The sequence below is a fragment of the Candidatus Magnetobacterium casense genome, from assembly GCF_019173545.1.
GTDB lineage: Bacteria > Nitrospirota > Thermodesulfovibrionia > Thermodesulfovibrionales > Magnetobacteriaceae > Magnetobacterium > Magnetobacterium cryptolimnobacter.
In genome coordinates, this window is record NZ_JABXWD010000316.1 from 1 (window position 1) to 3,920 (window position 3,920).

Here is a 3,920-nt window from a genome sequence, read left to right on the forward strand (position 1 = left end):
TCTTAAATGCCGGTCTGCCACCCTGCTGGAGTATCTGCGGCAGGATGTCGGGCGTGTTGGCAAAGAGATTGCCGCGGAGATACTCGCTGACCTCATCCTGCGTCAGGTGAGAGAAGTACTCGATGATTTCGCTCTTAAAATTCCTCCACGTAAAGTACGTATACGACTGCGTAAAACCGGCCTTGGCCAAGACCTCCATCATCGGCGGTCTGGTGAATGCCTCCGACAAGAAGATGGCGTCCGGATACTGGTCCTGCACCTCGGCAATGAGCCACTGCCAGAACGGAACCGGCTTGGTATGCGGGTTGTCAACCCTGAATATGCGAACGTTCCTGGCACACCAGAACAGGATGATATCCCGCATCTCCGCCCACAACTCCTTCCAACTCTCCCCGGGGGCATAGAAGTTCAGGGGATAGATGTCCTCGTACTTTTTGGGTGGATTTTCGGCGTACTTGATGGTGCCGTCGGGACGCTTGAAGAACCAGTCGGGGTGCTCCTTTACGTAAGGATGGTCGGGCGAGCAGTTGATGGCAAAGTCAATGGCCACCTCCATGCCCTTTTCCTTGCAGGCGGCCTCAAACTCGGCAAAATCCTCAAACGTCCCAAGTCCTGGTTCTATCGCCTTGTGTCCGCCCAGGTCGCTGCCAATGGCGTAGGGACATCCGGGGTCGTTGGGGCCGCAGATGAGGCTGTTGTTTGGCCCCTTGCGCTTGGTGACCCCAATGGGATGAATCGGCGTGAAGTACACCACATCAAACCCCATGTACTTAACCTCCGTCAGACGCTCTATGCAATCCTTAAACGTGGCGCTGACGCCCGGCTTTTTCCCCTGGGAGCGCGGAAACATCTCATACCACGTCCCATACCTCGCCCGCACCCTGTCTACAAACACCTCCAATGTCGGCTCAAACACCGTGCTATCTCCACGGGCACTGAGTATGGTGAGTATCTCAACCAGCTTGCTGTCGGACATGAGGGCCATCTTCTCTGCCTGTGAGGAGGCCTCATCCACTGCCGTCAGGAAACTCTGAATATAGCTCTTGTATATATCAGGCGCCGAAACCGCCCTGTCAAGCGTCTCTACGACAAGGCTATATCCTTCGATCAACTCACTTTCGACGTCCTGGTGACTGTTAAACTTCTTGGTGGTGTCATTCAACCACGACTTATATAGGTCCGTGTATGCCTCCACGGTGTACTGATAGCGGGTGTTTTTTGGCAAATTGAAGTTGCCCTCGTAGATATCCAGGCCGGCGTTTTTTAAGGTCATAGGGGATTCACTCCAGGGGCCGTGAGTGGCCCTCTCCCTGTGCTTGAGCAACACCAGGATGGCGTCATGGCCCTCCTTAAAGACCGTTGCCCTCACCGTAAGGGTGTCGCCCACCTCACGCTTGACCGGATACCTGCCTCCGTCAATGCACGGAGATACGTTTTCTATGATAAAGGGATTTACCTTATTCAGCACGCTGCACCTCTGCTTTGTACGCATCTCTCATACAACGCCACAACGTCTCTGGCGATGGCCTTCCAGCTAAAATACTGTTCTGCCCTTGCACGACCATTTTTACCCATTTCCGTGCGCAGCTCTTTGTCATCCAGACACTTGTTTATTTTTTGGGCAATATCGCGTGAAAACTGCTCCGGATCAACCGGCTCAAATGGGCTTTCCTTGTACTGCTGCAGTGGGACGAGAAAACCGGTCTTGCCGTCCTCAATAATTTCGACAATGCCACCAACGGCGCTTGCCACAACAGGCGTGCCACAGGCCATCGCCTCGAGGTTTATTATGCCAAATGGTTCATAGATAGATGGACAGCAGAACACAGCGGCATGGCTGTATAGCTCAATCAACGGCTTCTTGGGAACCATCTTCTGTATCCAGAGTATGTTGTTGCGCTTTGCCTGCAGACGTCGCACGCCCTCCTCCATCTCATTTTTGATTTCCTCGGTGTCTGGTTGACCGGCACAGAGCACTATCTGGGCTTCGTCGTTGATGTGTTTGATAGCGTTTACAAGATGTATAATGCCCTTTTGCCGGGTAATCCTTCCCACAAAGAGTACGTAGGGCTTATCGGGATTGATCCCATATTCAAGCAAGGCATCCTGGGATGTCTGTGGCGTATACTCATCGGTGTCTACGCCGTTGTAGATTACGGCTATCTTTGATTCGTCTATGTCAAAGAGGTTTACGACGTCCTGTTTCATACCATGTGAGACAGCAATGATGGCATCGGCCATTTCCATGGCGGTCTTTTCCACCCACAAGGAGAGGTCATAGCCCCGGCCGAGCTGTTCACGCTTCCAGGGTCTTAACGGTTCAAGCGAGTGAGTGGTTATGATCAGTGGCAGACCGTAGGCCTTGCTTGCCATGATGCCCCCCATGTGCGTGTACCAGGTGTGGCAGTGCACTACGTTGGCGTCTATGGGGGCGATATTAAACAGGACGTTATTGTAGAAGGCTGCAAGCGGTGATCTGAGCTGTTTGTCACAGCCCTCAAAGGCTTTTTTGTCGCAGTTGTAGCCCTTGAAGGACAGGTTTCCGAAATGCCCGTATTGGTCCCCGAAGCATCGCACCTCCACGTCAATCAACCTGGACATCTCACGGGTCAGGTACTCAACATGCACGCCCGCTCCCCCGTAAATGTATGGCGGAAACTCATTGGTCAATATAAGTGCTTTCATAAGTACTCCTCTTAAACGTTAAATCTAAAGTTTATAATATCTCCGTCATTTACCGTGTAAGTCTTTCCCTGCAGGGTAACGGAGCCATGTTTACGCGCCTCTGCCATGCTGCCTGCTGCCTTGAAGGCATCGTAGGAGACCACCTCGGCCCTGATAAAGCCACGTTCAATGTCCGAGTGTATCTTGCCGGCGGCCTGCACGGCGCTGCTGCCACGGGTGATGGTCCAGGATTTAACTTCGTCCTCGCCCACCGTCAGAAACGATATCAGCTCCAGGGCCTCATAGCAGACACTGATCAGGCGGTTACATGCCGGCTCTGCGATACCGAGGTCGGCAAGGAAATCCTTGGCCTCATCTGGTTGCAGTTGTCCTATCTCCATTTCGATTTTGCCACACATGGGGATTACGTGTTGGGGGTTACACCTAAGTTCCCCGGCTATGGCGGCAACCATCTCTGCCACCTTGTCCGATCCCATGTCGTCCTCGGATATGTTCAGGACGAGTATCCTGGGCTTGGCCGAAACAAACTGGAGGTGTCTGAGAGATTTCCACTCTTCGGGGGACAGTGGCATGTTACGCAGCGGTTGTTCGCCTTCGAGGAAATCCTTACACCGGGTGAGCAACTTTTTTTCGGCCTCATCGGGTTTCTTTCCCCTTTTGGCCGCATCGGCCATTCGGGTGAGCCTCTTTTCCACCAGGTCGAGGTCAGACAGCACCCACTCCACCTCCAGGGTTCTGGCATCGCGCAGCGGGTCTACGGAGTTGTCCGGATGCACAACGGCCGGGTCATTGAAGGCCCGCAGGACGTCCAGGATGGCATCTGCGTCCTTTAAGAGGTCCAGCACCTTACGGTTGTTATCGGTCTCCCCGCGTGCGAGACCGATAAAGTCCGTATACTCGATTGTCGAGTGTGTCGTTTTCTTGGGCTTGAACACGCCCGAAAGCCACTCAACCCGCTCATCCGGAACCTTCACCGATCCCCGGTGGGGGGCCTCCGCAACCGAAGGATAAATGGTGGTCTCAACATTCAGGCCGGTCAGGGCGTTAAATATTGTCGTTTTTCCCGCATTGGATAGTCCGCTTATCGCTATGTTCAAAGGCTCACTCCTTCAATATAAAATAATCGTATTATTTTAGCAGAGTTTACCCTCAGAATGATATAGCAGATTTCGATTGGATTAAATACAAAATACGTGGCATTTTTACGGGGTCAAGGGGACTGGTCCCCTTGCGGG

Annotated in this window: 3 protein-coding genes; all 3 read right to left on the minus strand. The window is 53.0% G+C overall.

Annotated features, from left to right (window positions below):
• A partial coding sequence (locus HWQ67_RS13980; protein ID WP_218253306.1) for a maltotransferase domain-containing protein occupies positions 1 to 1,468 on the minus strand: 1,468 nt, incomplete at its 3' end.
• Positions 1,462 to 2,685 carry a glycogen synthase gene (gene glgA / locus HWQ67_RS13985; RefSeq protein ID WP_218253307.1) on the minus strand — a complete coding sequence of 408 codons (1,224 nt, stop codon included), beginning with the start codon at positions 2,683 to 2,685 and terminating at the stop codon, positions 1,462 to 1,464. The genes HWQ67_RS13980 and glgA, both read right to left, overlap by 7 nt.
• A gap of 11 nt (positions 2,686 to 2,696) precedes the next feature.
• The gene (gene ychF / locus HWQ67_RS13990; RefSeq protein WP_218253308.1) at positions 2,697 to 3,782 is read right to left on the minus strand and encodes a redox-regulated ATPase YchF; all 1,086 of its coding nucleotides are present in this window, start codon (positions 3,780 to 3,782) and stop codon (positions 2,697 to 2,699) included.
• Between the last annotated feature and the right edge of the window lie 138 nt (positions 3,783 to 3,920).

Bases quoted from the DNA above. Each gene is read 5' to 3' on its own strand.
- glgA (WP_218253307.1), bottom strand. From the start codon at position 2,685: ATGAAAGCACTTATATTGACCAATGAGTTTCCGCCATACATTTACGGG.